We start from the raw sequence: 15,208 nt of genomic DNA, 5'->3' as shown, positions 1-15,208 counted from the left end.
TATCAACTTAGGAGTCATTTTACATTTACTAATAAAAAAAGGTCTCACATTTCGTGAGACCTTTTGCATTAATTGTATATTATATCAACCTCCACGCATGAATCCTCCCGGAGCTCCCATCCTCATTCCCGGAGGGCCCATCCTGCGGCGATCGCCGTTGTTATTGTTACTACCTGCAAACTTGTTGATGAAGTAAGTGAAGCTGATCATAAAATACCTTTGCAGTACCATGTTCGTCACGTCTTCAATATAGTTCTCACCGGTATTACGTCCTACACTTACGTTCTGATGCAACAAGTCATAACCAGATAGTTTTATCAATCCCTTTTTATTCTTGAACAGACTCTTCGAAATGAAGGCATTCAGCATCGTCACATCAACGTTGTAACCTTCTGCCCTGCCCGCATTCAGCGTATAGGTAATATCACTTCCTATGATAAAACCTGCCGGCAGATTGACATTATAGTCAAATGAAAATGCGTAGTTGAAATAGTCTGTATTATTGCTTGGCTGGATGTCATACCGTGCACCACTGTAGTTAACACTGGCGTTGGCAGAGAAATCAAACAGCTCTTTGTAAGTATAGTTGAAGCCAAGCCCCTGTGTGATACCAAAGTTCCTGGTATAGTTCTTCAGGATCTTTGAAAAATCTTTCTGAGTACCTGTAAAACTTACATCCCGACTGTAGTTCAGATTGGTATTGAAGTTCAAGGAGGTCTTCATCTTTTTGAGCGGAATTGTATTTACTACAAAAGCGCCGAGATTGTATGCACCATTGGAGTTGAACGGTTTCGTATACTGCTTGCCTGAAGTATCGACACGGTTCGCATTCACAATCTTGTTGGTGGTGAAACTGGCATTCACATTGGTAAAGAAGCCACGGAAAGTACTGTTGTTAAATACATTGTAGCCCATGTTGATACTATGTGAAAAGGACGGTTTCAGATCAGGATTACCCTGTTGCACATACAATGAACTGGTCAGATCCGGCAGTGGCTGTAACTGCGTAACTGTTGGCTGTGAGGTGCTACCATTATAGCGGAAGCGGAATCTCTTTCCTCTCTGGAAGTTATAGTTGAATGATGCAGAAGGATAGAAATTGACAGTATGCTGGTCAATACGTGTTTTCCTGCTTACGTTGTCATTCAGCAGGCTGCTGAACTGTACATTCAAACCAAACGTATAATCATACTTCAATTTCTGCGTACGGATATCCAGGCCTGCCTGTTGCGTGGTGAATGTATTCTCAAATATGTTACTCAGACTATCATTCAGTTTGTCATACTTACCACTGGCCCCGTCGATGTCGTAAGTAAGGTTCCTGGAGTCACTATAGTTATTATTCCATGCATAGGACAATTCCAGGAAGCGATCTTTCATGAGGGGCTCAGTATAGGTCAGTCTCACTCCCATATTGCGGCCCATATTATTCGCATTGGTCATCCTGTCGTACCCGGTGCTGAAAGAATCGGTAACAGCTGTTTCCAGATGCGTATCTGCTGTTTTGAAGAAATTCTGCCTGTCGGTGGTGTTGTAGCCAAAGCTGAGATTAGCACTGAAGGTACGGCCTATCTTATTGAATTTCTTTCTGAACAGCGCAGTAGTGGAGAAGTTGGGAGAAGTAGCATGACTGCTGTTCCGGGATTCTCCATCTATCGTCTGTACTTTGTTCTCGTCCAGCGATTGATATGTATTGAGCGTGTTGGTAGAGCCATCAGAATAACTGAAACTTGGGGTCACAATCAATGAATGCATAGAGTCTATCTGATATTCAACCCGCATGTTCAGCCGGTGATTGTCATTGTTGGTAAGGGAACCAGACTGCTGATTATAATAGTAGGTGGTGTCGGTCAGAAAGGTTTGTTTGTTACTATGCCTGTTGGTTTCTGTCCGCGTATCGTTGATAAAATAGCTGCCGTTGATTTTAAGTTTTGAGCCAAAGTCCTGGTTGTAGTTAAAACCGGCATTCCAGTTACGGGTAATGCCTGTGGAATTGTTCCCGCCAAGACTACTGATGGTGGATTGTGCCGCACCGCGGCCGCCCCCGCCGGCGCGGCCACCACCACCTCCGCCTCCTGCCCCGCCGGTATTACCGTTGAAGTTGAAGACGTCGTTGAAAGTATAACCAAGATTATTGACGTTATTGCCACTTCCCAGGAAGGATAACTGCTTGGTGTCACGAAAGCTGTTCAGGCTTGCATTGACAGCAAAGCGGTCATTATCTCCGTAACCTGCAGAAGCTCTTCCGAAGAAGCCTTTTTTCTTGTCTTTTTTGATCGTGATGTTGATAGCTTTTTCCGTATTGCCATCATCTATGCCGGTGAACTGTGCCTGGTCAGATTTACGGTCTATCAGCTGGATCTTATCGATGATGTCTGCCGGCAGGTTCTTGGTGGCCAGTTTAGGATCATCACTAAAGAAAGGTTTACCATCTACCAACACCCTTTTCACGGTTTCCCCCTGTGCCGTGATCACCCCGTCCTTATCTACAGATACACCCGGTAGCTTTTTCAGAAGATCTTCCACTACTGCATTTTCTCTTGTCTTAAAGGATCCTGCGTTGAACTCCAGCGTATCCGTTTTTACCACGATGGGTGGTACTTCCTGGACGATCTCCACTTCATTCAATAAAAGGCCTTTGCCTTTGAGAGGTATGGTTCCCATATCCGATACAGGCTGGGTTGCGGAGATCGTGACGCTTTTAAAAACCGGCTTGTAACCCAGGAAAGTGATATACACTCTGTAGTTGCCCAGGGCAACACCGGTGAAAGAGAAGGCACCCTTTTTATCAGTAAAGACGGTAGCCGCCAGGGAGGAATCCCTGCCATTCAGCAGGGCAACGGTTGCATCCGGTAAGGGATGTGTAGCAGATGAGTCAGTCAGTAGTCCTTTAATCTGTCCCTGCTGCGCTTGTGTGGAAAGCGCAAACAGGAACAGTATACAAGCAATAAGGGTAAATCTTTTCATGAAAAGGGAATTGGTAAGGAGGAAACGATGCAAATTAGTATCTTATTTAATTCCCGTTTTGCCGTTCACGGAATTTCTGCATCGCTTCACGGCGCATGTCGCGCAATTGGTCTTCAGTTACTTTTTCAGCATTGGCCGGTAATGAAACGTCTGTTGTTACTGGTTTGAAGTCTACTTTAGTAGCTGTAAAAGAACGTCTGCTACCCTCTGCAGAGAGTACTACACCGTTACCCTCAGGCAGCAGGCCATTGATAGGGCTGTAGCTGAAAGGCAGGTCCTGGGTGTACCACACAGTATACTCTTCGTTACGTACGGTTACAGTCGCTTTTTTACAGTTATAACCAGCAATCTTCTTCGTCTTGTCGCTCAGCTTAGCGTCTTTTGCCGGAGCAAAGGCCTCTTCTGCATAATAAGTCTTGGTGCTGTCGTCAGGTTTTGAGAATGTTTGCAGGTATTTCTTTCCGGCAAGGTCTACATATCCGCCACCAAAAGCACCACGCATACCACCAAAACGTCCGCCACCGAAACCACGACCTCCACGGCCGCCACCATTGCCATCACCACCTTGTCCGCCATCAGGACGGCCGCCGCCAAAACCACGACCACCAAAGTCCGGGCGTTCTGTCTCCAGCTTGCCTTTACCTGCGGTGAAATAGAAATGCTGATTGAAGGTAATCACCTGCTCATCTCCATCTCCCTCTGCTCCGCCACGTTGAGGCATCTTTGCATTGATTTCATAGTCGATCACGCCGGTATTTTTATCCTGCGCAAAGGCCGATACGCCCGAGAAGGCAACCAATGCAACGCCAAGAAGTGTTTTAGATAAGTTCTTCATATGTTCTGATTTTTTTCTGATACAAAAGTCATTATTCGGTTTTCATTTGTTGGTTAAATAGCTTTATTTACTGTTAATTATTGTTAAGGGGATAGAGCGGGTATGTAAGGAACCGATAGCTTTGCAACATACCCCCATAGCGGGAGCGTACTTAACAGCGAAAAATTGGCAATTATGCGTCAGCGGATCCGCAACATTCTGATACTAATGTGTGTATGTATACTCAGCATCTATTTCTTCCAGGGATACTGGCTGTACAACTCCTATCATATACAACTGGATCAGTTTAACAAAGACATCAATGAGTCCTTACGGACCGCTGTTTTTAATAAGCAGTTTGCGGATGTGCGCCGCTTCTTCCGGAGAGACAGGGATTCAAGCAGGATGTTCCGCGATATGCCACCGCCAGACGAGATGCAGGCCGGTCGTCGCGGCGGTCCGCGTCTACGTGAAGGGGTGTTAACAGATACGATTAAACGCAGAAGAGAACTTCGCCCCGGCAATGAGTATGCAGATACGTTGGCAAGACAGATCTCTGATCTTATCCTCTTGAACAACCTGACAAGCGACAGCGTGAAACTGATCAAACTTGATTCTGTGTTTACGGCCGAATTGCATTCCCGTCAGATCCTGACACCATATGAGCTGGATACGTTTCACATTAGTTTTAACGGATACAACAGGGAAGGATTCAGGGACAGTCTGAGAAAGCGGCCGCCTTTAAAGACGTCCAAGATACCTTTTAACCCTGCCAGCAATCTCTTTGTGCAGGCCAAGTTTGAGTCGCCACTGCAATACATCCTGGCGAAAATGATATGGACGCTGGCAGGTTCACTCTTGCTGCTGGTGCTCATCACCATCTGCTTTGTGTATATGCTTCGGACGATCCTGAAACAAAAGCGGCTTTCTGAGGTGAAGAACGACTTTATCAATAACATGACGCATGAGCTGAAAACGCCTATCGCTACTGTATCTGCAGCGGTGGAAGCCATGCAGAACTTCAATGCCTTGAACGATCAGCGGAAGACGCAGACCTATCTCGATATTTCCAAACAGGAACTGCAAAGACTGTCCGACCTCGTGGAAAAGGTACTGCACATTGCTGCCGAGGAAAGAGAAGAGATCGAATTGTTCAGAGAAGATACAGATATTGGCGAGGTGATGGACAGCATTATCACCAACCACCAGCTGAAAACCGGTCGCCCGGTGCAGTTCCGCTATGATAACCTGCTGGGTGAGCAAACGGTGGAAGTAGATAAAACCCACCTGACCAATGCCCTCAGCAACCTTGTGGATAATGCCATCAAGTATTCCGGAGATCATCCGGCGGTACACATCAAAAGTATGCTGGAAGGAGGAAAACTGGTGATCAAAGTGAGAGACAACGGGATCGGGATACCGAAAGTATACCAGGAAAACATCTTTGATACCTTCTTCAGGGTTCCCACAGGCAACCTGCACAATGTGAAGGGATTCGGACTGGGACTCAGCTATGTGAAAAAGATCGTGGAGCTACATGGTGGTACGATCAAAGTGCATAGCGAACCGGAAAAAGGAAGTGAATTTATCATACAAATACCAGTTTAACACCTGCAACTATGTCGAAAGTATTACTGATAGAAGATGAATGGCAGCTGGGACAGATTGTGAAAGACAGCCTGGAAATGAGAGGCTTTGAAATGCTCTATGCTGCTGATGGCAAAGAAGGGCTTCGTTTATACCAGGAGCATAAGCCCGATGTAGTCGTACTGGATATCATGATGCCCAATATGGACGGATTTACGGTCACGACAGAGATCAGGCGACAGGATAAAACGACGCCTATCATCTTCCTGACGGCAAAATCCCAGACTACGGATGTGGTAAAAGGCTTTGAACTGGGAGGAAACGATTATCTGAAAAAGCCCTTCAGCATGGATGAGCTGATTGTGCGTATAAAGGCCCTGCTACAGCGCTTCAAAGAAACACCCGCGGTCAGCTCCGACGCTGCTGCTGATGTAATACAGATTGGCCAGTATCAGTTCAACTATACCAAACAGACCCTCACCCGGAATAATGACACCGCATTCCTCTCTCACCGCGAAGCGGAAATATTGCGGCGCCTGTCGGAAAACCTGAACCAGGTGATGGAAAGAAAGACCGTATTGCTCGACCTGTGGGGGGATGACAGTTTCTTCAATGCCCGCAGTATGGATGTGTTTATTACCAAGCTGAGAAGGTATCTGAAAGATGATCCGCGGGTGCAGATCGTGAATATAAGGGGGGTAGGGTATAAACTGATCTTTTAATTATCTTTGCCAACTATGGATCAGATAGAACAGCAAATAGCTGCCTACAAACAGGAAATATTAGCATTCGAGCCAGCCACGGCTGCGGATCTTGAACAATACCGTATTAAATTCCTTGGTACAAAAGGAATCGTGAAAGCTATGTTTGGCGAAATGAAACAAGTGCCAAACGAGCGTAAAAAGGAATTTGGACAAGTACTGAACGGCTTTAAGCAGCTGGCGGAAGAAAGATATACGCAGTTTGAGCACCTGAAAGACGGCGCTGCTGCAGCTACTACCGATGCCGATCTCACACTGCCGGCAGAACCACATCGGTTGGGTTCCCGCCATCCTATAAGCGTTGTAAGAAATAAGATCATCAGCATATTTGAGCGCCTGGGTTTTGCTATTGCAGAGGGACCGGAGATAGAAGACGACTGGCACAACTTTACGGCACTAAACCTGCCTGAAAATCACCCTGCCCGCGATATGCAGGATACTTTCTACATCAGTAAGAATCCGGACTGGCTGCTGCGTACCCACACCTCTTCCGTACAGGTAAGAGCGATGGAAAGCGGTAAGCTGCCTATCCGTATCATCTGTCCGGGTCGCGTGTACCGTAATGAAACCATCTCAGCCAGGGCGCACTGCTTTTTCCACCAGGTGGAAGGGCTGTACATTGATGAGAATGTATCATTCGCTGATCTGAAACAGACACTGTACCACTTCGTGAAGGAGCTGTTCGATGAAAATACCCGCATCCGTTTCCGCCCTTCCTACTTCCCGTTCACTGAGCCAAGCGCAGAAATGGACATATCCTGCCAGATCTGTGGTGGTAAAGGATGTAACGTTTGTAAACATACCGGCTGGGTAGAGATCCTGGGTTGCGGTATGGTGCATCCGAAAGTGCTGGAGAATTGTGGTATTGATCCTGAGAAATATACCGGTTTCGCATTCGGGATGGGTATAGAACGTATTACCATGCTGAATTACCAGATCAAAGACCTCAGACTTTTCTCCGAGAACGATACCCGGTTCCTGGAACAGTTTGAAGGAGCGCTTTGACGATAGAATAAGATTGTTCCAAAGGAGAAAACGTGCGTTTTGTAGACCCGCCGTTTTCTCCTTTGTCTTTTTACCCCGATAAATTCCCCGTATGATCACAGTTGACCAGATTAAAACGATTGCTGTATGTGGCGCCGGCACAATGGGCGCAGGTATTGCACAAGTAGCAGCAGCAAGCGGTTACCGTACTATATTGTTTGATGTGCAGGCCGCCATGCTTGAAAAAGCACAGCAACAGATTACGCAACAGCTTGAGAATGCTGTAAAGAAGAGCAAGATGACAGCCGAAGAGAAAGACGCTATCCTTGAACGGATCGTTTTTACCGCTCAGGTGGAAGATTGCCGGGCGGAGTTGGTGATTGAAGCAATCGTTGAAAAGCTGGAGATAAAAACTACATTATTCAATCAGCTGGCAGCCATCAATACACCGGTAACCATCCTTGCAAGTAATACTTCTTCCCTGCCTATAAGCGGTATCGCTGCCGGGATAGATCATCCGGGACGGGTGGCTGGCATGCATTTCTTTAACCCTGCGCCTGTAATGAAGCTGGTGGAGATTGTAAAAGGAAAAGATACAGCGACGGATGTTACAGAGCTCTTATACTTACTGTCAACACGCCTGGGAAAGGTGCCTGTAATGGTACAGGATACCCCCGGATTTATCGTGAACAGAGTGGCCAGGCATTACTACCTTGAAGCCATGCAGATAGCCGCAGAAGGCGTCGCGGAATACAAAAGTATCGACCGCCTGCTGGAAAGTGCAGGGTTCCGCATGGGGCCTTTTGCACTGATGGATCTTATTGGCAACGATGTGAACCTGGCAGTGACACGTTCTCTTTATGAGGCGTATAATGGGGCTCCCCGCTTTGCTCCCAGCCCACTGCAGATAGCAAAGGTGGAAGAAGGTGCATTGGGGAAGAAAAGCGGGAAGGGATTTTATAATTATCTTTGACGCAAACGGGACTTATTTCATGAATTTAGTTACGGGTGGCACAGGATTTTTAGGTAGTCATTTATTACGCAAACTGGTGAATGTCGGGCAGCCGGTACGGGCATTGTACCGCACAGCTATTCCTTCGCAGGTAGAAGATATACAGCATAAAATAGAATGGGTAAAAGGCGATGTGCTGGACGTCAGCGCCCTGGAAGACGCTATGCAGGGAGTAGAAAAGGTCTATCACTGTGCAGGATTGGTGTCTTTCCGTCCCGGAGAAGAGGCACGGTTGATGAAAGTGAATGTAGAAGGCACTGCTAATGTAGTGAACCTGGCTATTGATACCGGCGTCAGAAAACTGGTGCATGTTAGTTCCACTGCAGCACTGGGCAGGGCAAGAGTAGATGGCGTGCTGGATGAATCCAGCGAGTGGAAGGAAAGCAAGCACAATTCACGATATAGCGTCAGCAAGTACCAGGGAGAAATGGAAGTATGGAGAGGAATGGCAGAAGGCCTGGATGTTGCCATTGTTAACCCGGGTATCATACTGGGTGCAGGGTATTGGGATGACGGCTCCGGAATGTTGATAAAGAACGCCTGGAAAGAATTTCCGTATTATACAGAAGGCATCAATGGGTTTACCGATGTACGGGATGTGGCGGAAGTCATGTTCAGACTGATGGAAAGCGATATAGAAGGGGAACGTTTTGTACTTACAGCCGATAACTGGAAGTACTACGACCTGTTTAACGAAATGGCGAAGCAGCTGGGAAAGAAGCCACCGCATATAGCCGTGAAACCCTGGATGGCGGAGATAGTATGGAGAGTAGAAGCGATAAAAAGCAAGCTATCCGGTAAAAAGGCGCTGGTCACTAAAGAAACCGCCCGCACCGCGCAGATGAAAGTCTACTATAGCAATGAAAAGATCCTGAAGGCATTACCGGGATTCTCCTTCACACCCTTACAAACTACAATTGCCGATATGTGCCGGGTATTCCTGGAGCAACAGCAGCAGAACTAATTTTTACCTGACGAGGAGCGCGCCTATTGCAGCAACCAATACCGGTTGGAGAGGCTTCCCATCCATCTCCGCGCTCATCCATACACGGGGATGCGCCCCGGTAACAACAGCCGCCACTACCTGCCGGCGGATATGAAATTCATAACAGATATTCTCATAAGAGTTGGTAACCCCGAACCGGTTATGGGCGGTAATACGTAATTCATCGTCTGCTGACCGGAGGATGCCTGCCGGTTTATTCTCATTCAGTTCCAGGTAATTCACATCTTTCAGGATCATCTCCCATCGCTTTAGAGGCTCAATTTTCGTCCCGTTGATCAGTATGTAGGTAAAGATTGCAGTTGCCGGCATATTGTCCAGAAATGAGGGCAGGGAATGGCCGGAAAAAGCAACATTAGCTGCCTGTATAACTTGTATCAGTATGTTTTCCTCCTTACCGCTTACCCTGCAATTGAAGGGGTTTATCGGGTCTTTGATGAAGCTGACGATTTCCCTGTCGGCTATCCCGTTTTTCCGGGAGGAGGTAGTATACTGACCAAAGGAGATCGTTCTGGCAGTGAACCATCCGTCATTGATCTTTACAGGCCATTCCTGTGCAGCAGTATAAAGGTCCTGTGCAGAAATGTGGTTATAGCAGGTGAACAGCAATACGAGGGTAAGGAAATTACGGAACATAGAAACAAACTTAAACAAAAAGGCTTCATGCAACACATGAAGCCTTCAATATAGTAAAATCAGTTGCCATACAGCTTCTGCCAGATCTCAGGAATACGTTTGATCCAGGTAATTTCCTTCATTTTAACTTTAGCATCTTCTACAGGAGATCCAAAGTATACCTTACCTCCTTCCAGAGAAGAAGGAACGCCACTTTGTGCGAGTACAACCGCTCCTTTGCCTATAGTAAGATCTTTGGAAACACCTACCTGGCCCCAAAGGATTACGTTGTCTTCTATATGCGCCTTACCGCCCACACCTACCTGACCGGCAAAGAGACAGTTACGGCCGATAACGGTACCATGCCCGATATGGATCATGTTATCGAATTTCGTGCCACGGCCAATGATGGTATCACCACTTACGCCTTTGTCGATAGTACAGCCGGCGCCTATTTCAACATCGTCTTCAATGATCACCCTTCCGCAGCTTTCCAGTTTATCATACATGACCTCCCTGTCGGCACGTTTTTTAAAGTAGAAGGCATCTGCACCGATAACAGTTCCCGCATGAATGATCACGTTGTTCCCGATAATGGAGTTGTCGTAAATAGTTACGTTAGGGTGAATGATACAATTGGTACCGATAGTAACATGATTACCAATGAATACATTTGGCTGTATGATAGTGCCCTCGCCTATTACAGCAGAATCGCTGATGGGGTTGGTGGCTGGTTCAAAAGGACGGAAGCGTTTCACCAGTTTCACATAAGCACTGAACGGATCGTCTGTTACAAGTAACACTTTACCCTGAGGACAGGCTACTTTTTTATTGATGATGATAATCGTAGCTGCTGATCTCAGGCAGGCGTCATAGTACTTCGCAAAGTCCACAAAAGAAATATCACCTGGTTCAACCTTATGGATCTCATTGATACCAGTGGCCATCAGCTTATCGTCGCCTTCCAGCTCTGCGCCTATGAATGCTGCTATTTCCGTTACCGCGATCGGTTCATTAAACTTCATGTTTTCGGTTGTTTAGTGAGGCAAAGGTAGTAGAGAATGTGATATAATTGTTCACCTGTTAAGCAATCATCAGGAAGAGAAATGAAGTTTTAACGCTTCTTTGTAACTGTTGTTATCCACATTTTTTTTAGTGTGTGAATAAAAAAGTTTGCATTTTTTTTCTTTTGTCATGAAATTCTTTTTAATATTGTGTAGGGAATTTTTGTTCCCTGTACTTACTAACCCATTCACATAACAAGAAAGTCTGATTGTAAACACGGTCAGACTTTTTTAATGCCCTGTAAAATCCTTTCCCTGCAAGTGTTTCCGCTGATTCAGCAACTTCATTTTTATCTCTTCAGATAAGAACAGGAAAGCTCTTTTTACTACCTTATGCAGCCGACGATTATAAATTCCATTTTCTGGAAAAGCACCTTGTCTTTCAGTAACTGAAATTAAACGGGTGTAAAGTGATAAGAATGAAGTGAATAAGCTGAGAAAAACTCAGATAGCAGTACTGAACAGTTGAGATTGTGGCAGCTTTCTCCATAAGCGGGCATCAAAAGCCATACAGATATTGCGGATAAATGGTCTGCCTTTTACAGTGACAGATACCGCATCTTCCGTGATATGTACCAACCCGTCTTTCTCAAGCTCGGCAAGCCTTTGCAGGCATTTTGCAATAACATTGTCTGCCTTGTCTGACTGGCTCAGAGACGTCTTAAACCCACACATGAGGGCATGAATATGGCGGCGTAACAACAGGTCTTCCTCATCCAGAATATGGCCACGCACCACAGGGAACTGTCCGCTGTTCACAAGCTGTTGCCATATAGCGATCCGCTTTTCATTCTGTGTATATGCATACCAGCTGTCTCCTATGGAGGAAGCGCCCAAACCGATCATCAATGAAGTATGTTGGTCGGTGTATCCCATAAAGTTCCGGTGTAGTGATCCCTGGTTGCAGGCATGGTACAAGCTGTCGTGCTGTAAAGCAAAGTGGTCCATCCCGATCTCTGTATAGCCATTCTCCGCGAACAGTGTTTTACCCAGCTCATAGAGCGCTCTCTTTTCTTCATCTTTGGGAAGATCTGCTTCAGAATAACGTCGCTGCCCTACTCCCTTCACCCATGGAACATGTGCATAGCTGTAAAAAGAGATCCTGTCTGGCCTTAACTGCATTACTTTATTAATCGTATCTCCTACACTTGCTATGGTTTGCAGAGGTAAACCATACACCAGGTCATAGTTGATAGAAGTATAACCGATCTCCCTGGCAATAGCGGTAACTTCTTCCACCGTCTCATAGGGTTGTATCCGGTTAATGATATCCTGCACACGCGGATCGAAGTCCTGGATACCTAAGCTCATACGACGGAAACCCAGGTTATAAAGCGTCAGCATATGCGCCCGGGTAGTATTGTTAGGATGACCTTCAAAGCTCAGTGTAGCATCGGGCAGCAGGTCTGCATGCAGGTAAATACGGGACAGTAAGTTGTGCAGGTTCTGCGGACTGAAAAAAGTTGGCGTTCCTCCTCCCAGATGAATCTCCCTGATGCGGGGACGTTCTTTAAAAAGCGTCAGGTATAACTCCCACTCATTGAGAATGGATTGTATATAAGGAGCCTCTACGCCATGATTAACGGTGATGTGTTTGTTGCATCCGCAGTAGGTACACAATTGCTCACAGTAAGGCAGATGTATGTAAATGCTGATCCCTTCGGTGTGGTTGGTAGCGCGGAATGATTGCAGTAAAGTCTGCTTCCATGTATTGATATCAAAGGTCTGTTCATCCCAATAAGGAACGGTTGGATAACTCGTATAGCGGGGAGCAGCAGTATTATATTTTCTGATGAGTTGCATAATCAGGATGGTTTAAAGCAGTGTTCTGAAACTTTTTCGTCCGGTGCAGCTAATGCCGGACTGACATATGGAATATTGAGATTAAGCCCACGCATAATGAGCAGAACGGCCATAATAGTGACAACATATGGAATACAGCGACGTAAACGGTTACGAAGGCGTAAACTGATAAGATCGTTGCACCAGCTAAGCGCGATCATAGCAGGTAGGGTGCCCATACCAAAGGCCGCCATGAAAAAAGCTCCCTGTAAAGAACTACCTGTAGCTACCGCACCGGTGATGGCAAACCATACCAGGCCACAGGGCAATAAGCCATTCAGGAAGCCTATAGCGTACAATGTGTGCTGTTGCTGCCGGCGTAGCAGGTTGCCCAGCATTGTCTTGATATGACGGGTGTAAAAGCCTGTATGCAGCGAAAAGCGGGTATTCCGGAAACCATATTGCAATACGATGAGCAATAACATACCGCATCCCAGTATAATAGACAGCCATTGCTGCAAGCCTCCCAGGAAGAATTGCCTGCCCAGCCATCCGGAAGCAAGGCCTAAACCTGCATATGCAGTTACCCGCCCTGCATTATACAACAGGATACCCACCTGTTTACGCACACCCTCCAGATGTTGCACCGGCAGAGTGAGCGCAATCGGTCCACACATACCGATACAGTGAAAACTACCAATGAAGCCCAGTGATAAGGCATACAGGAATGTCAGCAACATAGTCTCTATCAGTTAACGGTTACAAAACTTTCCTGGTAGTATTGGGTTCCTTTCGCCTCCCATTGCAACTGCACCCGGTAATTACCCTTTTGAAATCTCTTCTTGCTCACCAGCAGCAACCCATTCTCATCAGGTTGCAAAGGCAGTGAAACATCCTGACGGGAATCTGATGCACGATAGAACAATACGCTACCTTTCAAAGGAATGCCCTGCATCTCAGCCGGGAAAAGAATACCCACCGCCTTCTCTGACTGGTTGATGCTGACAGGGGAAGAAAGGGTGAGCGCAGCTTTCCTGCCGTCAATCACCTGCTGATATTTCAGCTCCTCTGCATAATAGTTGGGCGTAACCATGTCTATGCGGGTACGCATACTTTTGGTTACCAGCGTGAGAATGCCCACTGCAAAAAGGATGAATACGATAATGATTTTATGACCCCAGTTCATGATTTTGAATTTTTTATGAAGGATATACTGTTACTGCGCTGGTCCAAGGAAGGTGGTGCCGATGGTGCCAGCCTTTTTATTCCCTGAATACAGTGTGATATGTAAAGCAGTTTTACGTTTTTTAATAGCTGTGCGGGGCAATACAACGAAGAATAACCCTTCTCCCTGTTCTTCCCCTTTTACCTGTATCTGCTGATGACCAAGCAATTCTATTTTGCCCCGGCTGTCTTCTAAGCGCAGACTAAGCGGTATGTCGCTGGCTGTTTTGTTGACCAGTTTAATCCGGTAAAGATTGGAGATACTGTCTACTCCCCTCTCCTGGTATAACATCCCTGCCGTACGGATAATAGTCCCGCTTACAGGTTCCCGGCTTGCCAGCATCCAGGTGATGGCCGTAAGCAGTATCACCAGGATAGAACTGTATATTTTAAGTCTTGTAGTAAAGCGTAAAGGTTGTTTATTAGCGATCCCATTCTCTGATGCATAGCGGATGAGGTGAAGGGGACGCCCTGTTTTTTCCATCATGAAGTTGCAGGCATCAATACAGGCCGTACAGTTCACACATTCCAGCTGTGTACCGTTACGGATATCTATACCGGTTGGACATACCTTCACACATTGATGGCAATCAATGCAATCTCCCAGGTTGTTATCCGCTTTTTTGGTGAAATGCCCGCGGGGCTCCCCTCTTGTATAATCGTATGCTACCACTACTGAATCCCTGTCCAGCAGTACACCCTGCAAACGGCCATAAGGACATACCACAGTACATACCTGTTCCCTGAAAAAGGCAAACACGCCATAGAACACGCCTGCAAAAATGATCATGGCTGCAAGGCCGCCGGTATGTTCAGTAACAGGCCCTGTTATGATGTTGAGTAAACTATCTATACCGATGATATACGCCAGGAAGGTATTGGCAATCAGGAAAGACAGCATGTAGAACAGAATATGTTTACTGGTCTTCCTCACAATCTTATCTGTATTCCAGGGCGCTTTGTTTAAAAGTTTCTGAGCAGATGCGTCGCCTTCTATCCAGTATTCTATTTTGCGGAACAGCATTTCCATGAAGATAGTCTGCGGACATGCCCATCCGCAAAACAGGCGGCCGAATGCCATGGTAAAGACGACGATGAAAACGATAAATGCGACCATGGCCAGGCCGAATATGAAGAAGTCCTGTGGCCAGAATATAGCGCCAAACAATATAAATCTGCCTTCCACGACATTGAACAAAAACAAGGGCCGGCCATTCACTTTAATGAATGGGCCGGCAAAAAACGCAAGGAAATAAAGGAAGCTTAGCACACTCCTCGCGTTATAAAGTTTGCCTTTCGGCTTCTGGCTATATATCCAGCTACGTTTTCCTTGTTTATCAACAGTCGCCAGGTGGTCTCTGAACGATTCTTCCATCACGAATATGTTTAACTTAA

The 15,208-nt window shown here is 46.3% G+C and carries 13 protein-coding genes; 5 read left to right on the top strand and 8 right to left on the bottom strand.

The window, feature by feature from the left end:
- Positions 1–84: 84 nt before the first annotated feature.
- Complete coding sequence (locus tag BLR32_RS05790; protein WP_089829430.1) at positions 85–2,967, bottom strand: TonB-dependent receptor; 2,883 nt, start codon at positions 2,965–2,967, stop codon at positions 85–87.
- A gap of 46 nt (positions 2,968–3,013) precedes the next feature.
- Complete coding sequence (locus BLR32_RS33950; RefSeq protein ID WP_176842176.1) at positions 3,014–3,802, bottom strand: GLPGLI family protein; 789 nt, start codon at positions 3,800–3,802, stop codon at positions 3,014–3,016.
- Between the two features lie 174 nt (positions 3,803–3,976).
- Here BLR32_RS33950 and BLR32_RS05780 point away from each other — a divergent pair, with 174 nt between their 5' ends.
- The 5 genes from BLR32_RS05780 (at position 3,977) to BLR32_RS05760 (ending at position 9,089) form a co-directional block, all read left to right on the top strand.
- Positions 3,977–5,389, top strand: a complete 1,413-nt coding sequence (locus tag BLR32_RS05780; protein WP_089829428.1) for a sensor histidine kinase — start codon at positions 3,977–3,979, stop codon at positions 5,387–5,389.
- Positions 5,390–5,400: 11 nt separating this feature from the next.
- Positions 5,401–6,090 (top strand): response regulator transcription factor, encoded by a 690-nt coding sequence (locus tag BLR32_RS05775; RefSeq protein ID WP_089829426.1) that lies wholly within the window; start codon positions 5,401–5,403, stop codon positions 6,088–6,090.
- A 15-nt stretch (positions 6,091–6,105) separates the two neighbouring features.
- Positions 6,106–7,134 (top strand): phenylalanine--tRNA ligase subunit alpha, encoded by a 1,029-nt coding sequence (gene pheS / locus BLR32_RS05770; protein WP_089829425.1) that lies wholly within the window; start codon positions 6,106–6,108, stop codon positions 7,132–7,134.
- Positions 7,135–7,225: 91 nt separating this feature from the next.
- On the top strand, positions 7,226–8,086 hold the full coding sequence (locus tag BLR32_RS05765; RefSeq protein ID WP_089829423.1) for a 3-hydroxyacyl-CoA dehydrogenase NAD-binding domain-containing protein: 861 nt from the start codon (positions 7,226–7,228) through the stop codon (positions 8,084–8,086).
- Positions 8,087–8,105: 19 nt separating this feature from the next.
- Entirely contained in the window at positions 8,106–9,089 is a 984-nt protein-coding gene (locus BLR32_RS05760; RefSeq protein WP_089829421.1) for an NAD-dependent epimerase/dehydratase family protein, read from the top strand.
- Between the two features lie 3 nt (positions 9,090–9,092).
- Here BLR32_RS05760 and BLR32_RS05755 read toward each other — a convergent pair whose 3' ends face one another.
- The 6 genes from BLR32_RS05755 to ccoG all read right to left on the bottom strand — a co-directional run bounded on the left by BLR32_RS05755 (position 9,093) and on the right by ccoG (position 15,188).
- Entirely contained in the window at positions 9,093–9,764 is a 672-nt protein-coding gene (locus tag BLR32_RS05755) for a hypothetical protein (RefSeq protein ID WP_089829419.1), read from the bottom strand.
- A gap of 59 nt (positions 9,765–9,823) precedes the next feature.
- Positions 9,824–10,768: a UDP-3-O-(3-hydroxymyristoyl)glucosamine N-acyltransferase gene (locus tag BLR32_RS05750; protein WP_089829417.1), complete on the bottom strand. Its 945-nt coding sequence runs from the start codon at positions 10,766–10,768 to the stop codon at positions 9,824–9,826.
- Between the two features lie 483 nt (positions 10,769–11,251).
- The gene (gene hemN, locus BLR32_RS05745) at positions 11,252–12,610 is read right to left on the bottom strand and encodes an oxygen-independent coproporphyrinogen III oxidase (protein WP_089829415.1); all 1,359 of its coding nucleotides are present in this window, start codon (positions 12,608–12,610) and stop codon (positions 11,252–11,254) included.
- Positions 12,611–12,612: 2 nt separating this feature from the next.
- Positions 12,613–13,329: a sulfite exporter TauE/SafE family protein gene (locus tag BLR32_RS05740; protein WP_089829413.1), complete on the bottom strand. Its 717-nt coding sequence runs from the start codon at positions 13,327–13,329 to the stop codon at positions 12,613–12,615.
- A gap of 8 nt (positions 13,330–13,337) precedes the next feature.
- Positions 13,338–13,775 (bottom strand): FixH family protein, encoded by a 438-nt coding sequence (locus tag BLR32_RS05735; RefSeq protein ID WP_089829410.1) that lies wholly within the window; start codon positions 13,773–13,775, stop codon positions 13,338–13,340.
- Positions 13,776–13,805: 30 nt separating this feature from the next.
- Positions 13,806–15,188, bottom strand: coding sequence for a cytochrome c oxidase accessory protein CcoG (gene ccoG / locus BLR32_RS05730; RefSeq protein ID WP_089829408.1), 1,383 nt, complete (start codon positions 15,186–15,188; stop codon positions 13,806–13,808).
- Positions 15,189–15,208: the final 20 nt, after the last annotated feature.

The sequence above is a fragment of the Chitinophaga filiformis genome (assembly GCF_900102545.1).
Classification (GTDB): Bacteria; Bacteroidota; Bacteroidia; order Chitinophagales; family Chitinophagaceae; genus Chitinophaga; species Chitinophaga filiformis.
This window is presented reverse-complemented; position numbering and strand designations above follow the sequence as displayed.

Excerpts from the sequence above, each read along its gene's own strand:
- BLR32_RS05750 (WP_089829417.1), bottom strand. The coding sequence starts at position 10,768 with ATGAAGTTTAATGAACCGATCGCGGTAACGGAAATAGCAGCATTCATA.
- BLR32_RS33950 (WP_176842176.1), bottom strand. The coding sequence starts at position 3,802 with ATGAAGAACTTATCTAAAACACTTCTTGGCGTTGCATTGGTTGCCTTC.
- BLR32_RS05760 (WP_089829421.1), top strand. The coding sequence starts at position 8,106 with ATGAATTTAGTTACGGGTGGCACAGGATTTTTAGGTAGTCATTTATTA.
- BLR32_RS05790 (WP_089829430.1), bottom strand. The coding sequence starts at position 2,967 with ATGAAAAGATTTACCCTTATTGCTTGTATACTGTTCCTGTTTGCGCTT.
- BLR32_RS05755 (WP_089829419.1), bottom strand. The coding sequence starts at position 9,764 with ATGTTCCGTAATTTCCTTACCCTCGTATTGCTGTTCACCTGCTATAAC.
- BLR32_RS05780 (WP_089829428.1), top strand. The coding sequence starts at position 3,977 with ATGCGTCAGCGGATCCGCAACATTCTGATACTAATGTGTGTATGTATA.
- pheS (WP_089829425.1), top strand. The coding sequence starts at position 6,106 with ATGGATCAGATAGAACAGCAAATAGCTGCCTACAAACAGGAAATATTA.
- BLR32_RS05740 (WP_089829413.1), bottom strand. The coding sequence starts at position 13,329 with ATGTTGCTGACATTCCTGTATGCCTTATCACTGGGCTTCATTGGTAGT.
- BLR32_RS05735 (WP_089829410.1), bottom strand. The coding sequence starts at position 13,775 with ATGAACTGGGGTCATAAAATCATTATCGTATTCATCCTTTTTGCAGTG.
- ccoG (WP_089829408.1), bottom strand. The coding sequence starts at position 15,188 with ATGGAAGAATCGTTCAGAGACCACCTGGCGACTGTTGATAAACAAGGA.
- BLR32_RS05775 (WP_089829426.1), top strand. The coding sequence starts at position 5,401 with ATGTCGAAAGTATTACTGATAGAAGATGAATGGCAGCTGGGACAGATT.
- BLR32_RS05765 (WP_089829423.1), top strand. The coding sequence starts at position 7,226 with ATGATCACAGTTGACCAGATTAAAACGATTGCTGTATGTGGCGCCGGC.
- hemN (WP_089829415.1), bottom strand. The coding sequence starts at position 12,610 with ATGCAACTCATCAGAAAATATAATACTGCTGCTCCCCGCTATACGAGT.